27 protein-coding genes are annotated in these 26,215 nt (G+C 61.5%); 14 read left to right on the top strand and 13 right to left on the bottom strand.

What is annotated here, in order from left to right:
• Positions 1-205: 205 nt before the first annotated feature.
• From ACEXP3_RS16795 to ACEXP3_RS16780, 4 genes are read right to left on the bottom strand one after another with little or no spacing between them, the layout of a single operon-like run.
• Positions 206-952: an SDR family NAD(P)-dependent oxidoreductase gene (locus ACEXP3_RS16795; protein ID WP_377298307.1), complete on the bottom strand. Its 747-nt coding sequence runs from the start codon at positions 950-952 to the stop codon at positions 206-208.
• Entirely contained in the window at positions 945-1,592 is a 648-nt protein-coding gene (locus ACEXP3_RS16790; RefSeq protein WP_377298306.1) for an isochorismatase family protein, read from the bottom strand. Before ACEXP3_RS16790 ends, ACEXP3_RS16795 begins: the two co-directional genes overlap by 8 nt.
• Positions 1,593-1,603: 11 nt before the next feature.
• Positions 1,604-2,464, bottom strand: a complete 861-nt coding sequence (locus ACEXP3_RS16785; RefSeq protein WP_377298305.1) for an isocitrate lyase/PEP mutase family protein — start codon at positions 2,462-2,464, stop codon at positions 1,604-1,606.
• Positions 2,465-2,502: 38 nt separating this feature from the next.
• Positions 2,503-3,249, bottom strand: a complete 747-nt coding sequence (locus ACEXP3_RS16780) for a maleate cis-trans isomerase family protein (RefSeq protein WP_377298304.1) — start codon at positions 3,247-3,249, stop codon at positions 2,503-2,505.
• A 181-nt stretch (positions 3,250-3,430) separates the two neighbouring features.
• On the opposite strand from ACEXP3_RS16780, the gene ACEXP3_RS16775 reads away from it, so the two are divergent.
• Positions 3,431-4,207, top strand: coding sequence for a GntR family transcriptional regulator (locus ACEXP3_RS16775; protein WP_377298303.1), 777 nt, complete (start codon positions 3,431-3,433; stop codon positions 4,205-4,207).
• 122 nt (positions 4,208-4,329) lie between these two features.
• Here ACEXP3_RS16775 and ACEXP3_RS16770 read toward each other — a convergent pair whose 3' ends face one another.
• The 7 genes from ACEXP3_RS16770 to ACEXP3_RS16740 form a co-directional block, all read right to left on the bottom strand.
• Positions 4,330-5,208 (bottom strand): MBL fold metallo-hydrolase, encoded by an 879-nt coding sequence (locus ACEXP3_RS16770; protein ID WP_377298302.1) that lies wholly within the window; start codon positions 5,206-5,208, stop codon positions 4,330-4,332.
• 110 nt (positions 5,209-5,318) lie between these two features.
• Positions 5,319-6,827 (bottom strand): aldehyde dehydrogenase, encoded by a 1,509-nt coding sequence (locus ACEXP3_RS16765; RefSeq protein ID WP_377298301.1) that lies wholly within the window; start codon positions 6,825-6,827, stop codon positions 5,319-5,321.
• 35 nt (positions 6,828-6,862) lie between these two features.
• Positions 6,863-7,582, bottom strand: a complete 720-nt coding sequence (locus ACEXP3_RS16760; RefSeq protein ID WP_377298300.1) for a GntR family transcriptional regulator — start codon at positions 7,580-7,582, stop codon at positions 6,863-6,865.
• Entirely contained in the window at positions 7,579-8,493 is a 915-nt protein-coding gene (locus ACEXP3_RS16755; RefSeq protein ID WP_210106383.1) for a polysaccharide deacetylase family protein, read from the bottom strand. The genes ACEXP3_RS16760 and ACEXP3_RS16755 overlap by 4 nt, the downstream gene beginning before the upstream one ends.
• Positions 8,494-8,510: 17 nt before the next feature.
• On the bottom strand, positions 8,511-9,257 hold the full coding sequence (locus ACEXP3_RS16750; protein ID WP_377298299.1) for a maleate cis-trans isomerase family protein: 747 nt from the start codon (positions 9,255-9,257) through the stop codon (positions 8,511-8,513).
• Positions 9,258-9,293: 36 nt separating this feature from the next.
• Positions 9,294-10,502, bottom strand: a complete 1,209-nt coding sequence (locus ACEXP3_RS16745) for an FAD-dependent oxidoreductase (RefSeq protein WP_377298298.1) — start codon at positions 10,500-10,502, stop codon at positions 9,294-9,296.
• A gap of 50 nt (positions 10,503-10,552) precedes the next feature.
• The gene (locus tag ACEXP3_RS16740) at positions 10,553-10,915 is read right to left on the bottom strand and encodes a hypothetical protein (RefSeq protein WP_377298297.1); all 363 of its coding nucleotides are present in this window, start codon (positions 10,913-10,915) and stop codon (positions 10,553-10,555) included.
• Between ACEXP3_RS16740 and ACEXP3_RS16735 the strand changes: the two genes are divergently transcribed.
• The 7 genes from ACEXP3_RS16735 to ACEXP3_RS16705 all read left to right on the top strand — a co-directional run bounded on the left by ACEXP3_RS16735 (position 10,914) and on the right by ACEXP3_RS16705 (position 18,505).
• Positions 10,914-11,798: a branched-chain amino acid ABC transporter permease gene (locus ACEXP3_RS16735; protein ID WP_245366703.1), complete on the top strand. Its 885-nt coding sequence runs from the start codon at positions 10,914-10,916 to the stop codon at positions 11,796-11,798. The genes ACEXP3_RS16740 and ACEXP3_RS16735 overlap by 2 nt on opposite strands.
• A gap of 2 nt (positions 11,799-11,800) precedes the next feature.
• Positions 11,801-12,733, top strand: coding sequence for a branched-chain amino acid ABC transporter permease (locus tag ACEXP3_RS16730; RefSeq protein WP_210106386.1), 933 nt, complete (start codon positions 11,801-11,803; stop codon positions 12,731-12,733).
• Positions 12,730-13,536: an ABC transporter ATP-binding protein gene (locus ACEXP3_RS16725; protein WP_377298296.1), complete on the top strand. Its 807-nt coding sequence runs from the start codon at positions 12,730-12,732 to the stop codon at positions 13,534-13,536. The genes ACEXP3_RS16730 and ACEXP3_RS16725 overlap by 4 nt, the downstream gene beginning before the upstream one ends.
• Positions 13,529-14,266 carry an ABC transporter ATP-binding protein gene (locus tag ACEXP3_RS16720; protein ID WP_210106555.1) on the top strand — a complete coding sequence of 246 codons (738 nt, stop codon included), beginning with the start codon at positions 13,529-13,531 and terminating at the stop codon, positions 14,264-14,266. The genes ACEXP3_RS16725 and ACEXP3_RS16720 overlap by 8 nt, the downstream gene beginning before the upstream one ends.
• Before the next feature lie 57 nt (positions 14,267-14,323).
• Entirely contained in the window at positions 14,324-15,505 is a 1,182-nt protein-coding gene (locus tag ACEXP3_RS16715) for an ABC transporter substrate-binding protein (RefSeq protein WP_377298295.1), read from the top strand.
• A gap of 98 nt (positions 15,506-15,603) precedes the next feature.
• Positions 15,604-16,560, top strand: coding sequence for a TAXI family TRAP transporter solute-binding subunit (locus ACEXP3_RS16710; RefSeq protein WP_377298294.1), 957 nt, complete (start codon positions 15,604-15,606; stop codon positions 16,558-16,560).
• Positions 16,561-16,573: 13 nt separating this feature from the next.
• Positions 16,574-18,505 (top strand): TRAP transporter permease, encoded by a 1,932-nt coding sequence (locus tag ACEXP3_RS16705; RefSeq protein WP_377298293.1) that lies wholly within the window; start codon positions 16,574-16,576, stop codon positions 18,503-18,505.
• A 111-nt stretch (positions 18,506-18,616) separates the two neighbouring features.
• On the opposite strand, the gene ACEXP3_RS16700 is transcribed toward ACEXP3_RS16705, so the two are convergent.
• Together ACEXP3_RS16700 and ACEXP3_RS16695 are read right to left on the bottom strand one after the other, a co-directional pair.
• Positions 18,617-19,216 (bottom strand): hypothetical protein, encoded by a 600-nt coding sequence (locus ACEXP3_RS16700; protein ID WP_377298292.1) that lies wholly within the window; start codon positions 19,214-19,216, stop codon positions 18,617-18,619.
• A gap of 184 nt (positions 19,217-19,400) precedes the next feature.
• Positions 19,401-20,198: a GntR family transcriptional regulator gene (locus ACEXP3_RS16695; RefSeq protein WP_377298291.1), complete on the bottom strand. Its 798-nt coding sequence runs from the start codon at positions 20,196-20,198 to the stop codon at positions 19,401-19,403.
• A gap of 155 nt (positions 20,199-20,353) precedes the next feature.
• Here ACEXP3_RS16695 and ACEXP3_RS16690 point away from each other — a divergent pair, with 155 nt between their 5' ends.
• The 6 genes from ACEXP3_RS16690 to ACEXP3_RS16665 all read left to right on the top strand — a co-directional run bounded on the left by ACEXP3_RS16690 (position 20,354) and on the right by ACEXP3_RS16665 (position 26,210).
• Positions 20,354-21,610 carry an ABC transporter substrate-binding protein gene (locus ACEXP3_RS16690; protein ID WP_377298290.1) on the top strand — a complete coding sequence of 419 codons (1,257 nt, stop codon included), beginning with the start codon at positions 20,354-20,356 and terminating at the stop codon, positions 21,608-21,610.
• 117 nt (positions 21,611-21,727) lie between these two features.
• Positions 21,728-22,837, top strand: a complete 1,110-nt coding sequence (locus tag ACEXP3_RS16685; protein WP_377298289.1) for an ABC transporter ATP-binding protein — start codon at positions 21,728-21,730, stop codon at positions 22,835-22,837.
• Complete coding sequence (locus ACEXP3_RS16680; RefSeq protein ID WP_210106395.1) at positions 22,834-23,724, top strand: carbohydrate ABC transporter permease; 891 nt, start codon at positions 22,834-22,836, stop codon at positions 23,722-23,724. Before ACEXP3_RS16685 ends, ACEXP3_RS16680 begins: the two co-directional genes overlap by 4 nt.
• 2 nt (positions 23,725-23,726) lie before the next feature.
• The gene (locus ACEXP3_RS16675) at positions 23,727-24,605 is read left to right on the top strand and encodes a carbohydrate ABC transporter permease (RefSeq protein WP_377298288.1); all 879 of its coding nucleotides are present in this window, start codon (positions 23,727-23,729) and stop codon (positions 24,603-24,605) included.
• Positions 24,606-24,623: 18 nt separating this feature from the next.
• On the top strand, positions 24,624-25,118 hold the full coding sequence (locus ACEXP3_RS16670) for a GNAT family N-acetyltransferase (protein WP_377298287.1): 495 nt from the start codon (positions 24,624-24,626) through the stop codon (positions 25,116-25,118).
• Between the two features lie 105 nt (positions 25,119-25,223).
• Positions 25,224-26,210, top strand: a complete 987-nt coding sequence (locus ACEXP3_RS16665; protein WP_377298286.1) for a BMP family protein — start codon at positions 25,224-25,226, stop codon at positions 26,208-26,210.
• Positions 26,211-26,215: the final 5 nt, after the last annotated feature.

Here is a 26,215-nt window from a genome sequence, read left to right as displayed (position 1 = left end):
TAAATAGTCGGCGATTTACGGAGTCAACGCTTCACGGATTGCAGAATTTAAATTATTTATAGACAAAATCTGCTTGGAGGAACGTTATGCTTCCAAGTTAGACTTCATGCAACTCATCTATAGGCCATTCACTGCTTCGGCAATGTCGCCTTATGCTTGGAGGGTGGCGACGCCGGAGCATTCGCGCCGCAGTCTAGCCGCGCCGTTACGGCATGTATCCCCCGCCATTCACCCAGAGAACCTGCCCCGTCATGAATCCACTTGCCGGCGACAGCAGAAATTCAATCGGGCCGACGATATCCTCCGGTAAAGCCAGCCGTTTCATCGGCGTCATGGCACGGTAGGCGTCGAGGGGAACGATAGACTGGCCGTCCTCATCGGACCGTCCGGTGCCGCCGCGCAGGAAGGCGGTATCGACGAGACCCGGCGCCACGACGTTGAAACGCACCTGAGGGGCGTTTTCCACCGCGAAGGTCTTGGTGAGCGCGATCACGCCGGCCTTGGAGGCGGAATAGGCGCCGTAACCCGGCCGGACATGCGCGGCAAGGCCGGAGGCGACATGGACCACCGCGCCGCCTTGCGCCATCATCGGCAGGACGGCTTTTGCCGCAAGGAAGACCCCGCGAAGATTGCCGGCGATGACCTCGTCAAAGTAATCCGCACCGGTCTGGGAAAGCGGCTGCAAGGCGCTGTTATAGCCCGCCAGATTGACGAAGCCGTCCACCTGGTCCCAGTGGTTGCCAAGTGCAGAAAAGGCCGTCTCGATCGAGCTTTCATCGCACACGTCGATGGCAATCGTTTTCGTGTCGAGTGCGTGGCGTGCAAGCGAGGATGCAAGGTCGAGAACCGTCACGTCATCGCCCTTCTGCACAAGATGGGCGATCAGCGCGCGGCCGATGCCGCCGGCACCGCCGAGAACGGCGATGCGGCGGGGCGTTGCCTTCTCAGTCATCGGTATTCCTTTCAGGCCCAAGCGAGCGGAAGAAGGCCAGGATCTCCTCTTCGGAGACGACGTCGGCATATTTGGCGTTCATATCGAACAGGTTTGCCTCATGCGGCGCAGGATGCCGATCGCCGCAGGCCTCGCGCACGACGGTGGTGATGAAGCCGTGGGACATGGAATCGACACAGGAGGCCCTGACGCAGCCGCTGGTGGTCAGCCCCGTCAGCACCACATTGTCGATGCCCATTGCCGTCAACGTCGAGGCAAGGGAGGTGCCGAAAAAGGCCGACGGATACTGCTTGGAGACAACGATTTCGTCGTCGCGCGGGACAAGACCCTGGGCGAAGGCCGCGGTCTTCTGGCCCTGCACGAAAGAGGCAAGCGGCTTTGCCTTTTCGAAAAAGCGCCCGCCGTTCAGCCCGCCTTTCTGGTAGGTGACCTCCGTCAGGATCACCGGAATGCCCTGTTCATGGGCAACGGCGCGGATGCGCAGGGCAGAGGCGAGCGCCGCATCCACCCCGGCATAGAGAACGCAATCGGGATCGAAATAGGCTTCGGCGAAATCGATCAGCACCAGCGCCGGGCGCTTTCCGAACCCCGCCCGGTTGTCATAGGCGATCCTGTAGTTGTCATCGAGATCCTGGCTCATGCCTTGCTCCTTCAGATTTCCGCAAAGCGGCGTTCAAACTCCCAGACATCCTCAAAGCCCAGAAGCTTGTTGAATTCCGCGAACGAGTAGAGGTCGATGTCGGGCGAGGTGATGCCGTTCGCCTTCAAATCCTTGAAGGCCTTGTCGAGGGCGGCGCCGACGCTGAGAAAACCGAGCGCCGGGTGAATGGCAATCGCATAGCCGAGCGCCTTCAACCGGTCGGCAGACAAAAGGGGCGTGCGCCCGCCGTTCACCATATTGGCAAAGAGCGGCGCCTGGATGCGCTCGGCAACCGTCTTCATTTCCTCTTCGCTTTCGGGCGATTCCACGAAAACCACGTCTGCACCGGCTTCCCGATAGGCATCGGCACGGCGGATCGCCTCATCAAGGCCAAGACTGGTTCGCGAATCGGTGCGCGCGACAATCAGGAAATCACGGCTGGAGCGGGCGTCGCTTGCAACCTTCACCTTGCGCACCATGTCTTCGAGCGGAATCACGCGGCGGTTTGGCGTGTGGCCGCATTTCTTGGGGAACTCCTGGTCTTCGATCTGGATGGCGGTCACGCCGGCATCCTCGTAGCCACGCACCGTATGGCGCACGTTGAGAAGGCCGCCATAGCCGGTATCGGCATCGGCAATCACCGGGGTCTTCGTCATTTTCACGATCTGGCCGATACGCTCGATCATGTCGCGATAGGTGGCAAGACCGGCATCGGGCAAGCCGAGATAGGAGGCGACCGTGCCATAGCCGGTGACATACAGCGCCTTGAAATCCTGGCGATCGGCGATCAGCGCCGAGATGAGATCAAATACGCCGGGCGCGAGAATAAAGTCCTTGGCCTCGAGGGCCTGCCTGAGACGAGGGTCCGCCATGGTTTTCCTTCCTATCTTCCTTGTGTTTTAAGAGTGTGTCAGTGCGCGGCGAGCAGCTGGCCATAAGACCTGAACCGATCCTCGATGCCGGTCGCCCGCAGCATCGCCCAGAAGGTCGCCTGATTGGAGGTGACAACCGGCACGCCGTAGCGCGCCTCCAGCGAGGCGATCAGCGGCAAGGTGGGAAAATCGGTGCAGGTAATCAGGATCGCTTCGCTTCCCGGCACGAAACAATCGCCGACATGGGCGGCGATCGCCTCGAGCGGCGTTTCTGCAATGCGGACATATTCGGCAGGACCGGTCTCGCCGATGCCGAGACCAATCAGCCGCTCCACCGTAAAACCGTTATCCGCCAGAAACTCCGTTTCGTGGTGGTTCAGCGCGTCGTGATAGGGGGTTGCAACCGACAGGCGCTTCACGCCGAGCGTCTTCAGCGCATGGATAATCGCGGCCGAGGTCGTGATGGCGGTGACACCCGTCGTTCTTGTCAGGCTCTCGGGCAGGCTTTCGACCGGATTGATCATCGATCCGGCCGTGCAGGCATAGGCGATCGCATCGACGCGGGCCTGCGCCAACAGGGCGAAAACGCCTTCCAGATCCCGCATCAGTCCGGCCTTGCCCTCAACCGATGTGGTATCTTTATGCAGCGGCATGCGATGGGTGTGGAAGGTCACGCCTTCGGGCATCATGCGCTGCCATTCGGCCTCGTTCACGGTGTTCGTGAGCGGCGTGATCAGGCCAAGCTTGGCGCGGCTCGAATAGACGGATTTGTGTCGCTCAGGCATGGCCCCTCCCAAATGTCATGATAAACTGATTACAAACTATGGACTTTGTCCATACCTTTGTGAAAATAGACGCGGTTCGTCCCCATCTCCCTGCAGGATGGGCGGTATTTCCGGGGCCGAATTTGTTATAGTGAAGAGAACTTGAACACCGCCTGTGCTTGGCGCCAAACGAAAGTGCTGCATGACGACCAAAGAGGATGACCTCGTTGAGGACCGCCCCCATGACGGCTTGCCACGCTATGCGCAGATCCAGAAGATCCTCGAGGATCGTCTGGCAGCGGGCATCTATCCCGTAGGGTCGCTGCTGCCGCCAGAGCTGGAACTGGCCGTCGAATTCAACAGCAGCCGCACCACCATTCGCGAGGCCCTGCGGTACTTGCGCGAACGCGGTTACGTCGAGCGCCGCCAGGGCATCGGCACGCGGGTGATCTCCGATACGTCGCGGGCGACCTTCTACCAGTCCTTCGGGTCGCTCGAAGAGCTGTTCCAGGTGGCGGTCGAGACCTATTACGTGGTCATGGATGTGACGACCGTCGTGCTCGACAGCGAGCTTGCAGAGCTGGTCGGCGGCCTTGCCGGCGAGGAATGGATCCTCATCAATGGCGTGCGCTGGACGGAACCGGGCGGCAAGCCGATCTGCTATATTCAAAGCTATGTGCCCAAGCGCTTCGAACACGTCGTGGCGCAGTTTGCCGATCACCAGGGCCCCTTCTTCGCGCTGCTCGAGCGCTATTCCGAGGGACCGATCGAGGAAGCGGTGCAGGAGATCCGCGCCCTTCCCATGCCGGTCGAGTTCACCCGGCAACTGGGCTTGAAGCCGGGCTCGTGGTCGCTCCAGCTGCTGCGCCGCTACATGACCCAGAGCGGCGTGCTGATTGCCTCTTTCAACTGGCACCCGGCCGACCAGATGGCCTACCGGATGCGCATCCATCGCAGCAAGGAAATGACGGGGGAGTGAATTTTGCTCCCTCTGTCGCACCGCCCGGCGAGCGTTAGGAGCCGGCAGGAGAGAGCCGGACGGGCCGGACTGCTGGCTTGCACGCCGGTGTATGCGGACGACATTTCGAGAGGCGTCGTGCATCAGGCGACAAACTCCGGCCGGTAGCTACCGCTGGCATCCCCGCGGATCCGCATGCCGGAATAATGCCTGAGATGCGCCGGCACCAGAAGGTCGTCGCGCGACGCTGCCTGATCGAGCAGCGTGTGGCGCGTGGCGATGGCCGCCTGCGGGTCGCTGCAGAAGCGGCTTGCCCAATCTGGGTGAAACACCTGGACGGGGGTGTGAATGGCATCGGCGCAGAAGATCGCCCGCCGATCCTGGTGGCAAAGGCAAAGGCCGAGCTGCCCGCGGGTGTGACCGGGCAGCGCCACCAGATCGAGCCCGCCTGCTACGGCGAACCCGTCATCGACGAATTCCGCCTGTCCGGCGTCCACCACCGGCTGCACGCTGTCGATGAACGAGCCGTGGTTATGGGTGCCCGGCGCGCTCTCTTCCTGCTCCCGCCACAGGTCGAATTCGGCGCGGCCGATCAGATAGCGCGCTCTCGGGAAGGTCGGCACCCAGCGCCCGTCGACAAGCTTTGTATTCCAGCCCACATGGTCGGCATGCAGATGCGTGCAGAGCACGATGTCGATATCCTCGGCTCGAAGACCGGCCGATGCCAGACGCTCAAGATAGCCCGACGCCGCGCGCTGGTGCCAGTCGGCGCGGCGCGGGCGCGGCTTGTGCTCGCCGATGCAGGTGTCGATCAGGATGTTGAGCCCGGCCGTTTGCAAAAGATGACTGTGCACGCCAAGCAGGATCGACCCCGTATCGAAATCCACGTGATGGGGCGCCAGAACCGTTTGCAGCGGCCGCAGCATCTCCACGTCACGGCCCGGGAACAGCAGATCTATCGGCAAGGCGAAGGGATCGAGATCAGCAAGCGTTCGGATGCGGGCCGGGCCGAAGGCAAACATGGGACCTCACCTCCACGAAAAGGGGGTTATCACCGGGTTCGACCGGCGCCCGCCGCAGCTTACAATCGGCGGGCGGCAGGCCGGCCCGAGAGACGGCGTGCTGCGGCCGGTCATTCGCCCGCCATCCCAATGCGGGGCATCGTGCGCGGCGCCCGCGCAATGATCGTCGTCTTCATTTCGGTAAACATCGCCTGCGAGCCCTTGGCGCCCTCGCGACCGAGCCCTGACTGCTTGTAGCCACCAAAGCCCGTGCGCAGGTCCCTAACAATCGGTGTGTTGACGAGAACGGTTCCAGTGCGAAGCGCCGATGCCGTCCGCATGGCGCGCTCCAGATTGTCGGTCCACACATAACCCACGAGACCGAACTCGCTCTCATTGGCCTTGGTGATCACCTCCTCTTCCTCGTCAAAGACCTGGAGGGCGGCGAAAGGTCCAAAAATTTCTTCGCGGCAGATGGCGATGTCGTTTGACGGAGCCAGCATCGCGGTCGGCTCGAAGAAATAGCCGGCGTTCACGTTGCTATAGCGATGGCCACCACAGAGCAGGCTTGCTCCTTCCGCGATACCGCTCTCGGCATAGCGTGCCATCCGCTCGCGCTGCGCCTGGTTGATCATCGGGCCGATCTCGGTGCCGTCCACCAGCGGGTCGCCGATCTTCAAGGCCTTGGTGCGACGGGTAAAGCTGTCGATGAAGCGGTCGGCGATCTTGCGCTCGACAAAAATGCGGCTGCCGGCCAGGCACATCTGGCCATTGTTCATGAAGGAACTCATCATCGCCGCATCAAGCGCCTGGTCGAAATCGGCATCGGCAAAGACGATATTGGCCGATTTCCCGCCAAGCTCCATGGCCGAACCTTTGATGCCCTTGGCGAGCGAGCCGAGGATCGCAGCCCCGGTGACCGTGCCGCCGGTAAAGGACGCCATGTCGATGCCCGGATGGGATACAAGCGCAGTGCCGGTCACCTGACCACGGCCGTTGACGAGGTTGACGACGCCCTTCGGCAGGATGCCCTCGATCAGTTCCACCACGCGCGTGACGGTAAGCGGCGTGAGTTCCGAGGGCTTGACCACGCAGCTATTGCCGAAGGCGAGCGCGCCGGCCATCTTCATCGCGGTGAGCCCAAGCGGCATGTTCCACGGACCGATGAGCGCGCAGACGCCGATCGGCTCATAGGTCACCATGCTCATCAACCCGGGCTCCTGGGTAAACACCTCGCCACCCGACTGGTTGATGTATTCGGCGAAGAACCGGAAATTATAGGCCGCGCGCGGAATATGGACGTGGCGCGTCTGGCTGAGCGGAATGCCGGTGTTGATCGTCTCCAGCACCGCCAGTTCGTCGGCATGGGCAAGGATGACGTCATGGATGGCAAGCAGTGCCTTCTGCCGTTCGGCAACGGTTGCACGGCCCCAGGGTCCCGCATCAAACGCCTGCCGGGCCGCGACCACGGCCCGGTCGACCTCGTCGGCGCTCGATTCGCAGAGTGTCGCGACCCTCTGCTCGGTCGTCGGATCGATGACCGCAATCTCGGCTGCGCCCGATGGATCGGTGAACTGACCGGCCACATAGCCGCGGATCAGGAGGGGGCTTCGGTTCAATTCGTCGCGTCGGTGCTGCACTGGCTGTCCCTCAAGCGCTTTTGCGCAATTATTTCTTAGCGGCTGGGGCCGCGGTTCGTGTCCCGCGGCTTCGGCTTGGTCGAAAGAATGTGGCCGGACATGGCAGCGGCCGCCCATTCGCTGTTGCGGGCGCTGAGAGCTGCATGAATGTCGCGGTGCTGGCGATTGGAGCGCACGACATCGACGCGCTGGTCCATGACGAACTGCTTGACGAGAATGAGCGGAAGCGCTGCGGCAGGCGCCGTCAATCGCTTCAACTGTGCCGAACGGGTCGCATCGATGATGGCGCCGTGAAACTCGGTGTTGAGCGCCAGGAACCGCTCCGCGACCACGCTGCTCGTGTCCGCCTCGATCTCGGCCATGGCGTCGATCAGATGCTGCAGGCGGGCAAGCTCGGCCGGCGTGATCTTCTGCGCGGCAATGGACGCGGCATACGCCTCGTGCTGCGCACGAATGTCGAAGATGATCGACACTTCCTCGGGCGAGAAATTCGTCACGAAACGGTGGCGGTTGCTGACGGTTGCCAACCCCTCGGTGGCAAGCCGGCGCAAGGCCTCGCGCACCGGCGTGCGGCTGGTGCCGGTCATGGCCGCCAGCATTTCCTCCGGAAGATGATCGCCCGGCTTCAATTCGCCGCGCAGGATCGCCCGACGAATGCCCTGGTAGGCCTTTTCGACCGGTCGCTGCAGATCGGCATCATCCTGATCGCTGCTCTCCGGCTGGCCGGCCAGATCATCTTCCGAAGTCTCATTCATCGCGTTTTCACCTCGATATGGTCGGCATGGTTGTCCATGTACCAGGCCGCGATCTCCTCGCGGGTGGTAAACCATACATCATCGAACTGCTTGGCGTAGCGAATGAAGTCCCGCAGCGCCCGGATGCGGTACGGTTGCCCGATGACATGCGGATGCAGTCCGATATTCATGAACTTGCCGGTCATCGCGCTCTCGGCATACAGCCAGTCGAACTGTTCCTTGAACATCTGAAGACCACCTTCGGCCCCGAGCCCCTGGCGCAGGAAGCTGAAGTCGTTGACTTCGGACGTATAGGAGACAGACACCATCGGCTTGCCGCTGCGGGTCTGCACCATGTAGGGCTGGTCGTCGTTGAGGAGGTCGCAGATATAGATCAGGCCCTCTTCGGCAAGGATGTCGATGGTATTGAGCGTCGAGCGCAGGGAACTGGAGAGCCAGCCCTTGGCCTTGAAGCCGCAGAACTCCTCATAGACCTTGAGGGTGGCGCGAATGACCTCGCGCTCCTTGTCCTCATCAAACATGTTGTCGGTCAGAAGCTCGCTCTGCACATAGTTATGGGCCACGATCTCCCAGCCGCGGTCCAGCGCAGCCTGAACGACCTGCGGCCGTTCCAGCGCCATCTTGGCATTGATGGTGCAGCTGGAGGGCACGCCTTCGGCATCGAAAATATCAAACATGCGCCAGACGCCGACGCGCTGACCGTATTCCCGCCAGGTATAATTGGCATTGTCATAGACATTGCCGGGAAGATCGCCGCCGACAATGCTCGGGCCGCCGGGATAGTAAGGCTTCGGCGTATCGCGGACGGGGTCCCAGTATTCGAAATTGGTGGTGAGGATGACCGCAAGGCGTTTGCCGTTCGGCCATTTCAGCGGCTTGCGCTCGCTGATCGGAATGAAGTCGTAATGCATGGCTTTTCTCGACTGGTTCAATGATGGGACAGAAGCGAGCCGAAGCCCTGCACCTTGTCCTCGATGCCGTTCTGACGCAGCGCATACCAGTAGGTCGCCGTGTTGATGGCAATCACCGGCTTATCCAGCCAGAATTCGGCAAGGCCGGCGACGCGCGCCATGGCCAGATTGGTGCCGACCTGAACGATGGCCTCGACGCTTGAATCATTGACCTCGTTGATGCTGTCGCGCAGTTCGGCTTCGCTGACATGGGCGATCAGCATCGGGCTTTCGCAGCGCAGGCCCTTGAGATGCACCACCTCGTAGCCGCAATCGGCAAAGAACTTGACCACCTGGGCGTCGCCGACCGGCATATAGGGGGTAACGACGCCGATGCGCTTGATATCGCCGTATTTGGCAAGCGCCGCCTGGCAGGCGTCTGAGCCCATCGTCACCTTGACGCCGGCGCGTTCCTCCACGCGCTTTTGCAGTTGCGCGGAACCGTCAAGACCGTCCCAGAAGGTTTCCGCCGACATGCCCATCACCAGATGGTCCGGGCGGCAGGTCATGACCGAATCGATCGACTCCATGATCGCGCCGCGGATATTGTCGATGAGCTTGAGAAAATCCTCGTCGCTATGGACCGGATCGTCCGGGATGGTGATGCGCGAGAAATGGTTGGTCACACCGACCGGGCTCATGCGGTCGAATTCGGGCTGCACAGACGTATTGGTCGAAGGCGCAATGACGCCGAATTTCTTGCGGTAACCGAGGCTGTCCACCATGTCTTTATGTCCTTTGTTCAAAATTGCTGTGTGAATTCAGGCAACGTTTTCCAGCTCACGCAGCGACTGGATCATCGACGAGCGCATCAGATAGGCCTTGTGCTTTTTCGGATCGTCGACGATGCGGCGCAGTTCATCGTGATAGGCTGCGCGGGCAGCCGGATCGTTTTCCGCCATCATCTTGCGATTGCGCAGAGACTGTTCCTGGACGGTCTCGATCGCCACCTTCCGGCGCTGGCGATTGTAGCGCTCGGTAATGTCGAGCGGCGCCCGGCCATGCCAGACTTCGGCCAGCTTGTCGCAAAGGTTCACGGCGTCGTGGATGCCGCCATTCATGCCCATGCCGCCGAGCGGATTGTTGAGATGGGCCGCATCGCCGGCCAGGAAAATACGGCCCGCGACATAGGTGGCGGCGACGCGCTGATGCACCCGGTAGGCCGTGGCGTGGACGACGTCATAGGCGCCCTGCTTCGGGCAGAGCGCCTGCAGACGGCGCTCCATCACGACCGGATCCCTGATCTGCTCGTCCGTCTGGTTCGGGTCGGTCGGCAAAAGCACGCGCCAGAGCGACGGCGTGCGCAACAGGACGGCCCATTCGCTGGGATCGGTCAGATAGGCGATAGGCGCCAGATCCCCGATCGCCTCGTCGAAACGGAACGAGGTCGACATCGACAGGAAGATTTCCGGGATCGTCAGCCCGTCAAAGGCAATGTCGAGTGACTTGCGCACCGCGCTTCGCGCCCCGTCGCAGGCAATCAGATATTGTCCGGACAATTGGTCCTGCGAGCCATCGGCCTGTCGCTCGATGGTGAGCGTTACGCCGGCGTCATCCTGCGCGACGCTCAGCGCCTTTGCCCCGTAGATCAGCTCGATCCGGTCATCGGCCTCGATCAGGGCCCGCAACTCTTCCGACAGCTTCCATTGCTCGCACTGAAGTCGATAGGGATGGTTTGTCTCCCCCTCCAGAATACCGAGATCGAAGGTGGCAATGACGCCTTCCTTGCGGTCGCGAAACTGCCAGGTCGGGCAGACAAGGCCCCGTTCGACGAGCTTTTTGCTGATATCGAAGCGGTCAAGCATGTCGAGGGTCGGCGGATGAAAGGTGGAGGCCCGCAGATCCGTCGGCAGATCTGGGCTGGTTTCCACAATGGTCACGGGGATGCCGGCCCTGGACAGGCAGCAGGCGGACACAAGGCCGACCGGGCCGGCTCCGACGATCAGAACACGATCTTTTTTCAGCGTCATTATCAGCAATTCTCCGCCAATGTTTCCCTTGACAAGGGTCAAGTGCTAACTCATTGTGTACAACATGTCACGACATTTAAAGAGGCAATTTTGAAAATGTCGCGATTTTTGAGTTCAGCGAAACGTCCGCGACCGGAACAAGGAAAGCCGGCCGCAACAGACAGGCGCTCGTTGCGCGTCGAGAAAAACGAGGCGCCATAAGGCGTCCAACGGTGGGAACCAAGCTTTTGAACGGGACTTTGACGGGGAGAACCCCGCTTTTCTCCTAGATTGATCTGAGCGCTGGCCGGGCGGCTTGCGGCATGACCATGTGCCGCTTTTCTGTGCTTTTGCACCTTGCCCTGCTTTGTTTGTATACAAAACTTGTGAGAAAAGCTGATGCTGTTAATACAACAAGTGCTGAATGGGGTCATGCTCGGGAGCGTCTACGTGACGGTCGCCGTCGCCTTTACCCTGACCATCGGCGTGTTGAACTTCCTCAACTTTACCATCCCGACCCTGTTCATGCTGTCGGGCATGGCCGCCTGGGCGCTGACCAAGTGGGGCATTCCCTTCGGGCTCTCGCAGGCCCTGCCATGGCCGCTTGCGCTTGCCGCAGCCGTTGTCATGACAATTGTCGCCTCGCTGATCGTCGAGCGTTTCACCTTCCGCTACATGAAGACGAAATACGGCGATGCCACCGAACATGCGATCCCGTTGGTCAGCTCCCTCGGCTTTCTCCTCATCATCGAAAACCTGATCCGCATCGGCTACGGCACGGATGCGCAGCGCATGGCAGCCGTCAGCTGGGATACCACGGTCAATCTCGGTGGCCTTTTGCTGCGCGCGCCGCAACTTATCAGCCTGTGTGTGGCGCTCGTCATCGTTTCGGGGCTCAACTGGGTGCTGAAGCACAGCCGTATCGGGCGCGGCCTGCGCGCGATTGCCGAAAACCCCGATGCCGCCAACATCCTCGGCGTTGATTCCAGGCGCCTCGTCCCGGTCATCTTCATGCTGACGGGCCTGCTGTGCGGGCTGGCGGGCATCCTCTTTGCGATCAATTACGGCGAAGTGTCGCCGCAGATGGGCGAGGATATCGGCTCCAAGGCCATCGCCGGCATGGTCATCGGCGGGCTGGGCTCGATCTGGGGCGCGGTTCTCGGCGGCCTGATCATCGGCATCACCGAAATGATGACCATCCATTTCTTCGGTGCCGATACCGTGCAGGTCGCCGTGTGGGGCCTACTCCTCGTCGCGCTCTTCGTGCGGCCACAGGGCCTTCTCGGCCACCATTCCATCGGCAAGGGGAAGCTTTGACCATGAGTGGCTACTGGACAGGCATCCTCACCATCCTCTCGATCAACATCATCATGGCCTATGCGGTCTTCCTGCCGGTCGCAACCGGCCAGCTTAACCTCGGCGGCGCGGGCTTTCAGGCCCTCGGCGCCTATACCGCGGCCTTCCTGTCGGCGGCCTTCGGCCTCAACGCCTGGGTCACCATCCCGGCGGCCATGGCCGTCGGCGGCCTTGTCAGCATGGCCATCGCCTTTCCCCTGTTGCGCACCAAGGGTGTCTATCTGGTGCTGGCCACCTTCGCACTTGCCGAGGTGATCGCAGGCGTCATTCTCAATACCGACGCGCTCGGCGGCGCAATGGGACTGTCCGTACCGGACTTCCTCGATTACCACGTGCCGCTCATCGCAGCCGTCCTCGTCACCCTCTTCGTCTTCTACCTGATGGCAACGCGCTTCGGACTGACCATGCGCGCAGCCCATGACGACGATGTGGTGACCGATCTGCTTGGCGTCTCCGTCCGCGGCGTGCGGGTGGCGGCCTTCTCGCTCGGCGGGGCGCTTGCCGGTCTTGCCGGTGCGCTTTACGCCCACACCTTCAGCTTCGTCGATATCCAGAGCTTCAATGCCTCGCTGTCGATCTATGTGCTTCTCTACGTCCTTCTCGGCGGAACGCAGACGGCCTTCGGACCTCTTTTCGGTGCTGCCTTCTTCACGCTGCTGCCGGAGGGGCTGCGCGTCGTGATGCCAGAATTGAAAACCTTTATCGCCGCCGCTTTCCATCAAAGCGGCCCCCTGTCCCCGCCCGATGAGAGCTGGCGCTTCGTCATCCTCGGCGTCCTCACCGTGCTGATGATGGCATTCCGGCCCGAAGGGCTGATCACCCGCAGCCTGATCGAACGGCTCAAACCCGGCCGGCGGACGAAACGGCTGGACGTGGCGCAGGAGGTCTCGGCATGAGCGGGCACGAAACGGCAAATATTCTCAGCCTTCGCAATGTCACGAAGAGCTTTGGCGGCCTCACCGTCATTTCCGATGTCAGCTTCGACGTGCCGAAAGGCGCCCGCATGGCGCTGATCGGTCCGAATGGCGCCGGCAAGACGACCGTCTTCAATCTGATCTCCGGTTTCTATCAGCCGAGCAAGGGCGATATCCTGCTGGAGGGCAAACCCATCCAGCAGATCCCGTCGAGAAAGCGCATCGGCCTCGGGATCGCCCGCAGCTTCCAGAACATCCGTCTGATGCCACACCTGTCGGTGATCGAGAATGTGATGCTCGGCCAGCAGGCCAACGCCGGCGGTCTCGTCGACATGCTGAAGCCGCTGTCCTTCTTCGGCCATTCCGCCTGGCGCCATGAGGCCGAAGCCCTGCTCGACGAGATGGAACTGTCAAGCTATCCCGGCGAGGTCGTGGCAACGCTGCCGTACGGGGTTCGCAAGAAGATCGAGGTGGTGCGCGCCCTTGCGGCAAAGCCCCGGATCCTCCTGCTCGATGAGCCGGCCGCCGGCCTCAACGGTGCAGAGACCGACAACCTCACGTCCTTCCTCAAACGCCTCAGCGCAACCGGGATCACGCTTCTCGTCGTCGAGCACGACATGGGGCTGGTGCGCCGGCTTTGCAATGATGCGGTGGTGCTGAATTTCGGCCGCAAGATCTATGACGGCAAGACAGCGACGGTCCAGGACAATCCGCTGGTGCTGGAGGCCTATCTCGGCCCCCGCCATGCCGGCACGGTGAAGGAAGGGGCAGCCGATGTTGCTTGAAGTTCGCGGCCTAGATGTCCGTTATGGACGCACCCATGCCGTCAAATCCATCGATCTCGACCTTGCCGAAGGAGAAATCGTGACCGTGCTGGGGGCGAATGGCGCCGGCAAGACCTCGCTCCTGCGGGCGCTGCAGGGTGCGATCAAATCCGGCAGCGGATCGGTGCGCTTTGCCGGCGAGGTCTTGACCCATGCCTCACCGGCCGAGCGCGTGCGCCGCGGCATGATGCTGGTGCCGGAAGGACGCCAGATCTTCGTATCGATGACGGTCGAGGAGAACCTCCTGATGGGGGCCTATCTGCGCCGCGGCGCGGACTGGCATCAGGATCTCAGCCAGATCTATGACCGCTTTCCGAACCTTGCCGAGCGCCGCCACATGAAGGCCAGCATTCTCTCCGGCGGCGAACAGCAGATGCTGGCCATCGGCCGCGCGCTCGTCAGCCGTCCGCGCCTGATCATGCTGGACGAGCCGTCCCTCGGCCTGTCGCCGCTCTTCGTCAACAACCTCTTCGAACTGATCAAGGAGCTGAACCGCAGCGGCATCAGCATCCTTCTCGTGGAGCAGAACACCGCCATGGCGCTCGACGTGGCGGAGCGCGGCTATGTGCTGGAACTGGGCCGCGTGGTTCTGTCCGACAGGGCAGACGCGCTGTCGCGCGATCCGGCGCTCGCCGAGGCCTATCTCGGAGGCCACGCATCATCCCAACACCCGATCGACCAGATTGCCTGACCCCCGGGCCAGCCGGCGCGACACATCAACACAACCGATAAACATCAGGAGAGTGATATGAAATTTGGGTTTCGTTTTGCAACCTCGGTCGCCCTGGCTGCCCTGCTCACAGGCCCGGCACTTGCCGAAGATACGATCAAGATCGGCAATCTTGTCGCCACGGCCGGCTTTCTGAAGGGCGTGGCGGAGCCCGCCGTGGTGGCCGCCGATGTGGCGCTCGCCGAAATCAATGCGGCAGGCGGCATCAACGGCAAGAAGGTGGAATTCGTCCGCTTCGACACGAGTTCCGATCCGAAGCAGGCGTCTGTCGGCGCGCGCAAACTGGCGCAGGATGATGGCGTGCTCGCCATCCTCGGCCCCTTCTCCTCCGGTGAATCCGCCGTTGCCTTCAACGATGCCGAACGCCTCAAGGTTCTGATGATGCCGAACTCAGCCTCGACACCGGGCCTGACCGACGGCAAGACCTATGGCTGGCGCCTCTCCGAAGACGAGGAGAAGCAGTTTCGCCGGCTGCTGAAGTCCATCAAGGCCCGCGGCATCAAGGCTGATACGGCCGAGATCGTCTATATTTCGGAAGAGGTCGTCTCCAATTCCGCCGGCACAAAGCTTTACCCGAAACTGTTGGCCGAAATGGGCATCAAGCACGGCGATCCGATTGCCGTCCAGTACAAGAGTTTCGACATGTCCGCGCAGGCCGCGCGCATCCTTCAGTCCAATCCGGATATCGTTGCGCTCGCCGCCACGCCGGATTCGGCCTCCAAGGTCATCAAGGAACTGCGCCGCCAGGGCTACAAGGGCCGCATCATCGGCTCGCAGATCTTTGCCGATCCGAACGTCGTGGAACTGTTCGGACCGGAAGGGGAGGGCACGATGCTGGTCGCGGGCTTCTGGAAGGGCTTCAATGCCCGTTCGCAGGCCTTCAACGACACATTCGTGGCGGAAGCCGAAAAGCGCGGCATTCACAAGCTCGGCGCGCATCATTCCGACGCCCAGACCTATGACACGCTCTACCTGATGAAGCAGGTGATGGAAAAGGCCGGCGTGACCGGCGATCCGTCAAAGCTTGCCGAGGAACGCGAAAAGATCAACGCCGCCATGCAGGGCGTCAACTTCTCCGGCATTCTCGGCGACAATATCTGCTTTGCCGGCCACGATGCCGAGCTTCCCGGCTACATCATCGAGATCAAGGACGGCAAGTGGACCAAGTTCGACGAGGCCCCCGCCGATCCCTGCAAGTGATGCCATCTCGCATGGCCGCCGGCAATCGTCGCGCGGCCATGCACCGGCATGTGGGATGCCTGGATGCCTGAAAATCAAAAAAAAGAGGGGACTGCAAAATGCTGAAGCGCGTGATGATGACGGTTGCGATGACCGCAGCACTGTCGGGATGGTGGACCGCGATGGCGGCTGCCCAGGCGGTGGGCCTGGCAACGACGAAGGGGGGCGCGACCGAACAGATTGCCACGGCGCTCGCCAAGACCATCAGCGAAAAATCCGGCGTGATGGTGAGGCCGCAGGTCATGGCCAATACCTCGCAATATCTCCCGCTGGTCGATAGCGGCCGTGTGGAGTTCGGCATCGCCAACTTCCCCCAGACCGCCTATGCCATCTCCGGCACCGGCATGTCGCAGGGCCAGCCCAACCCGAACCTGCGCATGGTGGCCTCGCTTATCCCCTTCAATGCCGGGCTGCTGGTGACGGCAAAATCCGGGCTGAAGACCATGGCCGATCTGAAGGGAAAGCGGGTTCCCCGCTTCCCGGCCAATTCTCTCGGCGATTTCATCATCCGCGCCTCCCTGCAGACAGCAGGTCTCACCTATGACGATGTGTCCAGCGTGCCGATCGCCAATTTTCCGGCCATGTTCGAGGCGCTGAAAGACGGCTTGACCGATGTCACCATCGCCACGGCCGGATCACAATCGGTGCTGGATATCGATGCCTCCGTCGGCGGCGTGACCTTCCTCAGCTACAAGCCCGGCGACGAAAAGGTTCTTGACGAAAACCTGCCGGGGACGGCGTTGAAGACCGGCAGCCAGCTGACCAACTCGCCGGGCTTGACCCCGGACACTGCGATCTTCTGTTATGACTACACGCTTTTTGCCAGCGCCAGCGCCTCCGATGAAACGGTCGCCAAGGTGGCCAAGGCGCTTTACGAAGGCCGGCAGAGCCTGCAGGCGTCCGGCCCGATCTGGAGCGAGTTCGACCCTGCCCGGCTCGCCCATGTGACCAAGCTTGCCTATCACCCCGGCGCCATCGCGTTCTACAAGAGCGTCGGCATCTGGTCCGGCCAGTAAGGGGGCAGGCGCAATGGAAAACTCAGTCGTCAAGGACGAGACCGACATCGTGCGGATGACCGAGATGGGACTGCTGTCACGCATCCTGTCGCTGGTCGTGCCCTTCCTCGCTCTTCTTTGGGTGGTTGCCTTGCCGCAAAGGCTCGGCCTGCTGATCTACCCCGAGCAGATCGTGGCGCTGATGTTCGGCGCTTCGCTTGCTGTCGTCTATTTTCGCCGCAAGGGTGCCGGCCGGCCGGTTCTTCGGGCCGCCAATGCGGCGGCCGGCTATCTTTCCATTGCGCTTGGCATCTATGTTTTCGTGCGCTTTCCGGTCCTGTCGGAGGCAACACACCTGCATCCGACGGAAGCCCTGCTGCTCGGTGCGCTGGTAACCGCCTTGAGCATGGAAGCGCTGCGCCGTGTGGTCGGATGGACGCTGATCATCATCTTTGCGCTGTTGTTTGCCTATGCCGTCTTCGGCGATTGGGTGCCCGGTGCGCTGCAGGGAAAACCGATGGCGGCCGCCGACGTCCTGCGGTTCATCGGGACGGATTCTTCGGCCGTCTGGGGCCAGACCTTGCAGATTGCAGCCTTCGTCGTCGTCGTCTTCGTGCTGTTCGGCGGCTTGTTGATCGCCTGCGGCGGCGGTGATTTCTTCACCCAGCTTGCCATGCGCGTTGCCGGGCACGGACCTGGAAACTCGGCCAAGGTGGCCGTTACGGCATCCGCGCTGTTCGGCACGGTCTCCGGCAGTGCGGTGTCCAACGTCATGTCGACGGGCATCATGACCATTCCGCTGATGAAGCGGGCAGGCTTTACCCCCGCGCAGGCCGGCGGCATCGAAGCGGTCGCCTCCACCGGCGGGCAGCTGATGCCACCGGTGATGGGGGCCGCGGCCTTCCTGATGGCCGAAATCCTGATGGTTCCCTACAAGACGGTGGCGCTGGCGGCGATGCTGCCAGCCGTTCTTTATTACCTGTCCGTCTATGTGCAGATCGACTTCATCGCGCGGCGCGACAACATTCCCTCACTGGGCGACTTGCAGCGGCAGGGCATTCTGGCGGTCATGCGCGAGGGGTGGCTGGCCATCCTTGCCTTCGGTGTTCTCCTGTTCTGCATCTTCGAGTGGAACATGCGGGCAGAACTTGCCGCCGTCTGGGCGGTTGCGGCCATTGCCGTGGCGGGCCTTGTCGCCGGCGCTCGACGCGGCAAGACGGGCATGACGCCGCGCCAGATGCTGGACGTGGTGATTGATACCGGCCGCTCGACCTGTGACGTGCTGCTGATCACGGCCGTTTCCGGCATGATCATCGGGCTTTTGTCGACCACCGGCCTCGGCTTTTCGCTGTCCATGTACCTCCTGGAATTCGGCGGCACGAGCCTGTTCGGCCTGCTGCTCGTGACGGCCGTGATCGGCATCATCCTCGGCCTTGGCTTGCCAACCACGGGGGTCTATCTGCTGATGGCAGCACTTGCGGCCCCAACGCTGGTGCAGTTGGGCGTTCCGCCGATGGCCGCCCACATGTTCGTCTTCTATTATGGCATCCTGTCGATGATCACGCCGCCGATTGCGCTCGCCAGTTTCGCCGCCTCAAGCCTTGCCGGAGCGCCGAAGGGACAGACGGATATCGAGGCATTCCGCTTTGGCTGGATCGCCTATATTCTGCCCTTCCTGTTCATCTACAAGCCCGGCCTTCTCCTGATCGGCTCCTGGGCCCACATCGGTTACGTCTTTGCAAGTTCCATCGTTGCCGTCGTTCTGGTGACGGGCGGGCTGGTCGGCCACGGCCTGAAGCCGCTCAGCCCCTTGCTGCGCCTGGTCTGGCTCGGCGCCGGCCTGCTCGTCATTGCACCGCTGAACGAGATCGGAGGCGACATCCTGGAATATGGCATGAGCGCCATCGGCCTCCTCCTGCTGGTGTCGTTCGCAAGCCAGAAGGACAGGGCAGGCGCGCGCGCCTGATCATCCCCGCGGGCAATTGCCGTAAAACGGGCATTGCCCGCCGGTCCTCCTTGCCAGGAACGGACGAAATCGGCCGGCGAAGCCGCGACTGCGGTTTTCACCGGAAATGCTCTACGTCTTTGCAAACCACAGTTCGAAATGCAGGGGGCGTATACTGCTGTCGCTAAATCCCGAGACGAATTTGGGTTCAACCGATATGCCTGCTCCCTTCAGGGTCGATGCCACCTGCTTTGCGCCCTCTGCATCCCTCGCACTGAAATAGCGCAGCTCCAGTTTTCCGGGCGCCTTTGTGCCGACATTCTGAATTCCGGGCACAAGATCTCCGGCCTCCTGCAAGGCGTTTTTGGCCTGCGCGGCAGCGTCTCTTTGGTTTTCGCTTGCAATGTGGATGTAGACCCTCGGCTTGATGGTTGCCGTAGGGTTGGCAGCCGTGTCTTTGGTGTCCAACGCGGTCAACGTTTCATTGGCCGTGTTGAGCTCCTTCTCCGCCTGCTTTCCTGCGGCCAGTTCGGTGGCGACGGGCTGCGGGTTGAGCTTGATCAGTCCCCCGAAGGCGCCCACGCCAATGACGGCAATCTCGACAACAAGAACGTTGAACAATTTAGTGCCGTGAGCCGGATCTATTTTCATGAAACCGGCAAGGTAAAGCACGGCGATAATCGAGGTGCAGACAAAGACGCCGACGCATGTATACCCAATGATCAGCTGCATCAAAAAAACGTCAGACACATCATCCACCGTTGATGCTTATTGAAGTCTTCTCTCAACCCCGAACATTTTAATATGACAACATATTCTAAATAGAAATCAACCCATGTAAATCCACATTTCGGCACTTTACTTGGGCCATGCCTTGCGCGCCTATTCCCTCGCCTCTGGAAAATCAGCCAAAACCTCAATACTGGGTGAAATCTCCCGTTTCCGATTGCAAAAGCGTCAGCGGATAGCGTGTCGGATGGTGGATCAGAGCCGTCATGTTGACGGGGCGGTTGCGCTCGTCAAAAGCGATCTGGTCGACGGTCAGGACCGCCGAGGGAAGGGATAGCTGGAGAAGGCGTGCCTCGTTCTCCGCTGCAAGGCGCGCACTGAGCGTCGTTTGTCCGCGCTTGGGGAAGATCCGGTAGCGTTGTCGCAATTCCTCGTACAAGGACCGGTTGCTGACCTCCCAATCCAGCTCCAGCAGGCCGGGCACGCGCGCGGCCGGGATCCAGTCCGTCTGGATGACCGCCGGTATGTCGTCGATGAGGCGCAGTCGAGAGAGAACCACCACCTCGGCACCCGCCCCCAGAAACAGGGGGCGGCTGATTTCCAGCGGCGCGGGGATGAGACGGGCGTCGATCAGCTGATGGCCGGGCTTGCGTCCATTGGCGAGCGCAATGCTGGTAAAGCTCTTCAGCACCTGAAGCTCGAAGCTGCCGCCACGCTGCGTGACATAAAGCCCCTTGCCCGGCTGGCTGTGCACCACACCCTGCTGGATCAGTTCGCGGATCGCATGGCGGATGGTGATGCGGCTTACCGCATAGAGGTCGACCAGTTCCCGTTCGGAGGGAAGCTTGCCGCGCAAGGGAAGCCGGCCATCATTGATGGCGGCCAGCAATGCATCGTAGATCTGCTTGTGCAGCGGACGTGGATCGTTGCGATCCACCGCTCCCGGTGTCGCAGCCAGCGTGACTTCATCAGCGTGCGTCTTCAAATCAACCGGCCCCCGCCCATGTCCTCTTCCCGATATTCTGTCAATTTCTGCGTCATTCTATGTTGACATGACTGGTCATAACCAGTCCTATTATCAACAGGGAACCGGAGAGTTCCGAAGGATTTGAGACCTAACATAATCGAGGGAACTATTTCATGCTTAAGAAGAGCCTTGCAGCCCTTGCGCTGTCTGCTGCGCTGTGGAGCGGGACATCCCACGCCGAAACGATTTCCGTGTTCTGTGCGCCGACCGAGTTCGAAATCTGCACGAACGTTGCCAATGCCTGGAAGGAAAAGACAGGCAACGAGGCCAAGATCAACAAGATGCCGGCGCTGCTGGATGACGCCATCCCGATCTACCAGCAATTACTGGCGGCAAAATCCACCGATATCGACGTGCTGTTTCTCGATGTCATCTGGCTTGGCATGTTCAAGAACGGCCTGCTCGACCTGAAGACCACAATCCCGCAGGCCGACCAGGACAAGCATTTTGCCTCCACGCTCAATGCGGCAAAGCTCGACGGTCATCTGGTGGCGATGCCGGCCTATATGGACGTCGGCCTGATGTTCTATCGCAAGGATCTCCTGAAGAAATACGGCAAGCCGCAGCCAAAGACCTGGGATGAACTGGCCGCCACCGCCAAGGAAATCCAGGACAAGGAGCGCGCCGCCGGCAATGGCGAGATGTGGGGCTATGCCTGGCAGGCCAAAAGCTACGAGGGCCTGACCTGCGACGCGATCGAGCTCATCGCCTCCAATGGCGGCGGCACGATCATCTCCGACGACGGCAAGGTCACCATCGACAACCCGAAGGCTGTCGAAGCCATCGAGAAGGCCAAGGGCTGGATCGGGTCGATCAGCCCGGAAGGCACCCTCAATTACGACGAGGAAGCCTCGCGCGCCGTATTTGAATCCGGCAATGCCGTCTTCCACCGCAACTGGCCCTATGTCTGGGGCACCTCGCACAAGCCGGGCAGCGCCGTCATCGACAAGGTCGGCGTGATGCCGCTTCCGGTCGGAAGCGCCGGCCAGAAATCCAGCGGCTGCCTTGGACCGATGTATTACGGTGTGTCCAAATATAGCGCCAAGCCGGCAGCCGCGACCGACTTCGTCAACTTCATCACCGGTCCCGACATGCAGAAGAAGCGGGCGCTACAGGATGCGGTCAACCCGTCCATCCCCGCGCTCTACAGCGATGCGGACGTGCTGGCGACAATCCCCTTCCTGAAGGACAACCAGCAGGCCTTTGCCGATAGTGCCGTTCGCCCCTCGGGCTATACCGGCACGAGCTACAACCGCGTGTCGCAGGCCTTCTATCGCACGGTTCACGACATGCTGTCGGGAAGCGGCGACGTCAAGTCGGGCTTGAAATCCCTGGCCGCGCGTCTGGAAAAACTGAAGGAAAGCCGCTGAGCCGTTCCTGAACAGAGGTTGCCGGTCCAAATGGACCGGCACTTCTGCGCTGCCTTGTCTTTTCTCGCCGCCGCGTGACGCGGCGAGCCTTCTATCGTGCAAGCCTCAGGTAAAAAAATGGCATCGGTTTCCCTTCACGCCGTCTCGAAGAGTTTTGGCACGCACGCCGTGATCCAAGGGGTCGAACTGCAGATCGACGACGGTGAATTCGTGGTGTTCGTCGGCCCCTCCGGATGCGGCAAGTCCACCCTCCTGCGCATTGTTGCAGGCCTTGTCGCGCCGTCAAGCGGGATCGTCGCCATCGGCGGAGATGATGTCACCGACGTTCCGGCGTCGCGTCGGGGCGTCGCCTTCGTCTTTCAATCCTACGCGCTCTATCCGCATATGAGCGTTGCCCGCAATATCGGCTTTGCGCTGGAAACGCTCGGCATGGCGCGGGACGCCGTCAGCCAGAAGGTCTTGGGCGTCGCGCGCATGCTGAAGGTCGATCACCTCATGGATCGACGGCCGCGCGAACTCTCAGGCGGCCAGCGCCAGCGCGTCGCCATCGGCCGGGCGCTGGTGCGCCAGCCGGAAATCTTCCTCTTCGACGAGCCGCTGTCGAACCTCGATTCGGATCTGCGCATGGAAATGCGGCTCGAGATCGCACGGCTTCACACCGAGCTGAAGACGACCATGATCTATGTGACGCATGACCAGTCGGAGGCGATGACGCTCGCCGATCGCATCGTCGTCCTCAATCACGGCCGCATCGAGCAGGTCGGCACGCCGCAGCAGCTCTATCATGCACCGGACAATCGCTTCGTGGCAGGCTTCATCGGCAGTCCGCGCATGAACTTCCTCAATGTGTCGTCGCGGCAGGAAGGCGATGTCGCCGTGATTGCCGGGGCAGGAAACCTCTCCCTCGCCTTGACAACCGGCGACGCTCAAAGCGGCATCGCCGAAATCGGCATTCGCCCGGAAGCCTTGCGGCTCGTCGTGGAAGGGGAGGGCAGGATCGCCTGCATCCTGGAGCGTGTCGAAGATCTGGGCCATGAGCATTTTGGCTATTGCCGGATCAGCGATGGCACCGTCTGGGTCATCCGGCTGCCGCAGGCGCCCCTGCCGGACCGGATCGGCAAACCGGCCGGGCTCGATTTTGCCGGTTCAGCGGTATACGCCTTTGCAGCCGACGGCCGGCGCGTGGCGGCCGCCGCGAGACATGTCGCCGAGGGTCCGCAACCATGAGCGCAAAACTTGCCCGCCGCGATCACCGCGCTGCCTGGCTGTTTCTGCTGCCGGTCCTTGTCGTCATCCTGCTGGTGGCCGTCTGGCCGCTTGCCCGTACATTCTACTTCGCCTTCACCGATGCCTATCTGGACGATCCGTCGGTCTATTCCATCGTCTGGTTCGATAACTTCATCGAGGTGCTGAACGATCGCAGCTGGTGGGTCGCCGTCAGGAACACGCTCGTCTTCACTGTGATCTCGGTTGCCATCGAAACAGGGCTCGGCCTCGCTATCGCACTGCTGCTCAACGCGGCCATTCCCGGCCGCGGACTGGCGCGGGCCGCCATTCTGGTGCCGTGGGCCATTCCCGTCGTCGTTGCGACGAAAATGTGGGAATGGATGCTCAACGACCAGTTCGGCGTCATCAACAAGATCCTGTCGGGCCTTGGTCTCGTCGATCACGGAATTGCCTGGACGGCCAGCAGTTCGCTGATCATGGGCGTGGTGATCTTCGTCGATGTGTGGATGACGACCCCCTTCATGGTGCTGCTGATCCTTGCGGGCCTGCAGCTGATTTCGCCGGAAATTTTCGAGGCTGCCGATGTGGACGGCATACCCGCCTGGAAACGCTTCTGGTCGATCACCCTTCCCATGCTTCGGCCGGCCATCGGCGTGGCCGTTCTGTTCCGGGTTCTCGATGCGCTGCGCATGTTCGATCTTGCCTATGTGCTTGCGGCCAGCAACGAGAATGTCATGACGGTCTCGATCTATGCGCGCGACCGGCTGATCAGCTTTCAGGAACTGGGCGTCGGCTCGGCCGCATCGACCTGGGTCTTTCTGCTGGTCGCCCTGGTGGCAATCATCATCATCGGGGTGCTGCGCCTCGACAGGGCGGCGGGGACGTGAACATGGACACTGCAACTCTCTCCCGGCCCTTGCGCAAGCCCTCCTCCTTCTACCGGGCAAAACGACGGATCGTCCGCGGCCTGCAGATCTTTGCCCTGCTGCTGGTGCTCGTCTACACGCTCTTTCCCTATTACTGGGCCTTCGTGTCCTCCACCAAGCAGGGGGCCGCACTCTATCATTCAGCCCTCGTGCCGGCGCTTGATTTTACCTATTACAGGCAGCTGATCGACAATCCGATCTTCATGGGATCATTGCTGAACTCCGCCTATGTCGCGGTCTGCACGACTTTTCTCTCTCTCGTCATCGGTGTCTCGGCTGCCTATGCCCTGGGCCGGATCGAATTTCCGCAGCGCCGGGCAGTGCTGATGATCGTCCTGATGATCTCGATCTTTCCGCAGGTCGTGGTCCTGTCGGGGATGTTCGAACTGATCAACTGGTTTGGGCTGTTCAACCGCCCGAGCGCGCTGATCCTCACCTATCTTCTATCGACCGTGCCCTTCACCACCTGGATCCTGACCACCTTCATCCGCGAGTTTCCCCGCGAGCTGGAGGAAGCGGCCATCATCGACGGCTGCTCGCATTTTCGCATCCTGACGAAGATTTTGCTGCCGCTGATGGGGCCGTCGCTCGCCAGCACCGGCATCCTGGCCTTCATTCTGGCCTGGAACGAATTTCTCTTCGCCCTGACGTTCACGCTGACGGACGAAAACCGCACCGTGCCTGTGGCCATCGGACTGATTGCCGGCACCAGCCGTTATGAATATCCCTTCGGGCAGATCATGGCGGCGTCCGTCACCGTCACGCTGCCGCTGATTGCCGTGGTCCTCGTCTTCCAGCGACGCATCGTTGCCGGGCTGACGGCCGGGGCCGTGAAGGGCTGATAGAGAAGGAACTGACCCATGGACATGCTTGTCAAACTGTACGACCTGAAACGCGATCCCTCCCTCGATAGCCGCATGGCGGCGCAAGGCATCGTGATCCGTCGGGTGCTGGCACCGGAATTGCCGGCGCTGACGGCCTGGATCGAACCGCGTTTCGGAGCGGGCTGGGCCGCCGAAGCAACCGTTGCCACCATGCGCCAGCCGACCACCTGCTTCATCGCAATAAAGAACGACGAGCTCATCGGCTTTGCCTGCCATGAGGCGACGGCAAAAGGCTTCTTCGGCCCGACAGGGGTCGATTTGGCCGCTCGCGGACAGGGCGTCGGCCACGCGCTGCTGCTCGAAACACTGCTCGACATGCACGCGCAGGGTTATGCCTATGGCGTGATCGGAGGGGCGGGCCCCATGGAGTTCTACCGCAGAAGCGTGGGCGCGGTACCGATCGAAGGCTCCGTGCCCGGCATCTATCGCGGCATGCTGCCGCTGGCGCATCCCACGGAAGTCTCGGGCTGACCCTAAAATTCCTGTGTGCTTAATTTATGGACGCCCAATTTCCTTGACACTTTTTTGAGCCACCTTTACCCCTTTAGACCAACTGGTAAAAAAAGGGGACTGGAGATGACGAAGCAGTTTTTGATGTCGCGCCGCACCGTGCTGGCCTCGGGCATGGCGCTCGGCGCCACGGCCTTTGCGCCGTCCTTGCGGGCCGCAACACCGCTGAAAGTGGCCGGCATTCACGGCTCGCCGGTGGAAAATGCCTGGAATTCGGTCCTCCACAAGGCGCTGCAGGATGCCGCCAAGGAAGGCGTGATCGAATACGTGTTTTCCGAAGGCGTGTCCGGCACGGATTACCCGCGCGCCATGCGCGAATATGCCGAACAGGGCGCCAAGCTGATCATCGGCGAGACATTTCCGGTGGAAAAGCAGGCGCGTGAAGTGGCCGGCGATTATCCCCAGACCGCTTTCGTCATGGGCTCCAGCGGCAAGCAGGCCGGCGACAATTTTGGCGTCTTCGGCACCTGGAATTTCGACGGCGCCTATCTTGCCGGCATGCTCGCCGGCAAGATGACCAAGTCCAACGTGGTCGGCTCCGTCGGCGCCATGCCTATCCCGGAAGTGAACATGCTGATCAATGCCTTTGCCGCAGGCGTGAAGGCCGTTAACCCGAATGCCAAGCACCTCGTGACCTTCATCGGCACCTTCTTCGATCCGCCGAAGGCGCGCGAAGCAGGCCTTGCCCAGATCGATGCCGGCGCCGACATCCTGTTTGGCGAGCGCATTGGCACGGCCGACGCCGCCAAGGAGCGCGGCATCAAGTCTGTCGGCTCGCTCATCGATTACACGCCGCGCTATCCCGAAACGGTCTTTGCCAATGCGCTGTGGAATTTCCGCCCGATCCTCAATGCGGCCATTGCCGATGTGGCGGCCGGCAAGCCGACCGGGCGCGATTACACCGCCTACGGCCTGATGAAGGAAGGCGGCAGCGACATCGTCTTCGTCAAGGGCGTGGCGCCTGCAGAGGCGGAAGCAGCGATGGAAGCCAAGCGCGCCGAGATCAAGGCCGGCACCTTCGAAGTGCCGCGCATCATGGACGAGCCGAAGTAAGCCTG

Source organism: Neorhizobium fuzhouense, from assembly GCF_042611105.1.
Lineage (GTDB): Bacteria > Pseudomonadota > Alphaproteobacteria > Rhizobiales > Rhizobiaceae > Neorhizobium > Neorhizobium galegae_A.
Note: the sequence above shows the minus strand (reverse complement) of the source record. Positions and strands in the feature narration are given on the sequence as shown.

Coding starts and splice junctions, on each gene's coding strand:
- ACEXP3_RS16795 (WP_377298307.1), bottom strand. CDS start 952: ATGACTGAGAAGGCAACGCCCCGCCGCATCGCCGTTCTCGGCGGTGCC.
- ACEXP3_RS16680 (WP_210106395.1), top strand. CDS start 22,834: ATGAGCGCAAAACTTGCCCGCCGCGATCACCGCGCTGCCTGGCTGTTT.
- ACEXP3_RS16705 (WP_377298293.1), top strand. CDS start 16,574: ATGGAAAACTCAGTCGTCAAGGACGAGACCGACATCGTGCGGATGACC.
- ACEXP3_RS16790 (WP_377298306.1), bottom strand. CDS start 1,592: ATGAGCCAGGATCTCGATGACAACTACAGGATCGCCTATGACAACCGG.
- ACEXP3_RS16725 (WP_377298296.1), top strand. CDS start 12,730: ATGAGCGGGCACGAAACGGCAAATATTCTCAGCCTTCGCAATGTCACG.
- ACEXP3_RS16685 (WP_377298289.1), top strand. CDS start 21,728: ATGGCATCGGTTTCCCTTCACGCCGTCTCGAAGAGTTTTGGCACGCAC.
- ACEXP3_RS16780 (WP_377298304.1), bottom strand. CDS start 3,249: ATGCCTGAGCGACACAAATCCGTCTATTCGAGCCGCGCCAAGCTTGGC.
- ACEXP3_RS16735 (WP_245366703.1), top strand. CDS start 10,914: ATGCTCGGGAGCGTCTACGTGACGGTCGCCGTCGCCTTTACCCTGACC.
- ACEXP3_RS16770 (WP_377298302.1), bottom strand. CDS start 5,208: ATGTTTGCCTTCGGCCCGGCCCGCATCCGAACGCTTGCTGATCTCGAT.
- ACEXP3_RS16730 (WP_210106386.1), top strand. CDS start 11,801: ATGAGTGGCTACTGGACAGGCATCCTCACCATCCTCTCGATCAACATC.
- ACEXP3_RS16665 (WP_377298286.1), top strand. CDS start 25,224: ATGACGAAGCAGTTTTTGATGTCGCGCCGCACCGTGCTGGCCTCGGGC.
- ACEXP3_RS16675 (WP_377298288.1), top strand. CDS start 23,727: ATGGACACTGCAACTCTCTCCCGGCCCTTGCGCAAGCCCTCCTCCTTC.
- ACEXP3_RS16775 (WP_377298303.1), top strand. CDS start 3,431: ATGACGACCAAAGAGGATGACCTCGTTGAGGACCGCCCCCATGACGGC.
- ACEXP3_RS16690 (WP_377298290.1), top strand. CDS start 20,354: ATGCTTAAGAAGAGCCTTGCAGCCCTTGCGCTGTCTGCTGCGCTGTGG.
- ACEXP3_RS16750 (WP_377298299.1), bottom strand. CDS start 9,257: ATGGTGGACAGCCTCGGTTACCGCAAGAAATTCGGCGTCATTGCGCCT.
- ACEXP3_RS16740 (WP_377298297.1), bottom strand. CDS start 10,915: ATGACCCCATTCAGCACTTGTTGTATTAACAGCATCAGCTTTTCTCAC.
- ACEXP3_RS16745 (WP_377298298.1), bottom strand. CDS start 10,502: ATGACGCTGAAAAAAGATCGTGTTCTGATCGTCGGAGCCGGCCCGGTC.
- ACEXP3_RS16670 (WP_377298287.1), top strand. CDS start 24,624: ATGGACATGCTTGTCAAACTGTACGACCTGAAACGCGATCCCTCCCTC.
- ACEXP3_RS16755 (WP_210106383.1), bottom strand. CDS start 8,493: ATGCATTACGACTTCATTCCGATCAGCGAGCGCAAGCCGCTGAAATGG.
- ACEXP3_RS16760 (WP_377298300.1), bottom strand. CDS start 7,582: ATGAATGAGACTTCGGAAGATGATCTGGCCGGCCAGCCGGAGAGCAGC.
- ACEXP3_RS16785 (WP_377298305.1), bottom strand. CDS start 2,464: ATGGCGGACCCTCGTCTCAGGCAGGCCCTCGAGGCCAAGGACTTTATT.
- ACEXP3_RS16710 (WP_377298294.1), top strand. CDS start 15,604: ATGCTGAAGCGCGTGATGATGACGGTTGCGATGACCGCAGCACTGTCG.
- ACEXP3_RS16700 (WP_377298292.1), bottom strand. CDS start 19,216: ATGCAGCTGATCATTGGGTATACATGCGTCGGCGTCTTTGTCTGCACC.
- ACEXP3_RS16715 (WP_377298295.1), top strand. CDS start 14,324: ATGAAATTTGGGTTTCGTTTTGCAACCTCGGTCGCCCTGGCTGCCCTG.